The 1,663-nt window shown below is 77.4% G+C and carries 1 protein-coding gene and 1 pseudogene; one reads left to right on the top strand and one right to left on the bottom strand.

Annotation, left to right across the window (positions count from 1 at the left end):
* Window positions 1-810 (bottom strand): annotated as a pseudogene (locus DZG00_RS15285) (hypothetical protein); the annotation flags it as partial.
* Window positions 811-1,098: 288 nt separating this feature from the next.
* On the opposite strand from DZG00_RS15285, the gene DZG00_RS15280 reads away from it, so the two are divergent.
* Window positions 1,099-1,663 (top strand): DivIVA domain-containing protein (locus DZG00_RS15280; protein WP_119455812.1); only part of this gene is annotated, 565 nt, incomplete at its 3' end.

Genomic DNA, 1,663 nt, shown 5'->3' with positions numbered 1-1,663 from the left:
GCGGCCGCGGGGCTGCGCGGGAGCGGTCCCGCTCCCGGCAGTGAGGGCCGCGCGACGGGCGGCCGGTCCGATCCGCGGGATGCGCGGCCCGCCGCGCGGCGGCAGGTTGCGGCGCGGGCCGCGGCTGCGACGCAGGTGGCGCAGCGCGAGGAGGTAGAGGACGAGCCCGACGACGAGCAGCACGATTCCGCCCACCACCAGCGGGACCACCCAGGGCGACTCGCCCTCGGACGGCCACGAGAGCTCGACGTCGGCGGGCGCTGCCGCCTGGCCGTCCGTGGCGAGGATGAGGCTGACGTCGTCCGGGAGCCGGGTGCTGAGCGACACCTCGCCGTCGCCGGTCTGCTCGGAGAGCCAGAGGTCGGAGCCGCGCGGGTCCGTCACGGTGGGCGCGGCCTCGGCGTCGGTGCCCGACGCGTCGGTCCCGGACGCGTCGGTCCCGGAGGCGTCGGCGGACGGGGTCGGGGACGGCGTGGGCGTGCTCGCCTCCGGCTCCACGACCCGGCTGGTCAGCGCGCCCTGGTCGTCCATGGCGATGCGCGTGTACGGGCTGCTGCCCACCCACGCCTCGACGTCGGCCGTGGGGCCGTACGCCGCGAAGACCTCGCCGTCGCCGCGGACGACGGTGTCCTGCAGGCCGGGGTGCGCGTTGAGCGTCGCGCCGTCGACGATCGTGTAGGCGGCGCCTCCGGCGGAGGACGTGGCCGCGGTGATGCGGTCGGGCCCCGCCAGGAAGGTGTGCTGGGCGATACCCAGCCCGATCATGAGGGCCGCGACCACGAAGGTCGCGATCGCCAGGACGAATCGCACGGGTGTCTCCTCTCGTGTCGTCGCGGGCCCGGCTGCGTGCTCGGCGGTCGGGGTGCCGACCGCGGCGGCCGACGAGCACGGGTGCTCTCGCGACGTACCCGCCGTGCTGTGGGCGGACCGGCGGCGGACGACGACGACATCGAAGGATACCGGACGACCCTGGGAGCGCCTCCCCCGCGGCCCGTCGGGACCGGGACGGGGACCGGGACGGCGACGGCCGACTCGGTAGGATCGGCACCTGCTGCGCCCCGCCCGGCGTGCGCGAGCCGCCCGCGAAGGAGTCTCCCCGTGCCCCACGACGACACGCCGTTCAGCCCCGCCATGCGCGGCTACAACCGCGACGAGGTCGACCGGGCCGTCGCCGACCTGCGCCGCGAGCTCATCCGCTCGAACCAGCAGGGCGCCGAGCTGCGCGCCGAGGCCGAGCGCCTCCGCCGCAGCGAGCAGGAGCTGCGCGACGAGCTGGAGGAGGTCGGCAGCCCCACGTTCGCCGGACTCGGCAGCCGGCTCGAGGCCACCCTCCGCGTCGCAGAGGAGCAGTCCACGCGGCTCGTCGCGCAGGCCGACGCCGACGCCGCGCGCCTCCGCCGCGCCACCCAGGAGGAGACGGACGCGCAGCGCGCCGAGGCCGAGGCGACCGCCCGCCACCTCGTGGACTCCGCACGGGCGCAGGCCGCGCAGATCCTCGACGCCGCCCGTCGCGAGGCCGACGACCTGCACGAGCGCGCCGACAACCGCGCGGAGGGCCTCCGCAGCGACGCCGAGCGCGAGGCCGCCGCGCTCCTCCTCCGCACGCGCACCGAGGTCGCCGACCTCCGCGCGACGGCCGAGCGCGAGACCGACGCCCAGCGCG

Source organism: Clavibacter lycopersici, assembly GCF_003576405.1.
Classification (GTDB): domain Bacteria; phylum Actinomycetota; class Actinomycetes; order Actinomycetales; family Microbacteriaceae; genus Clavibacter; species Clavibacter lycopersici.
The sequence above is the reverse complement of the archived record's forward strand: the minus strand, read 5'-3'. Positions and strand labels throughout refer to the sequence as shown.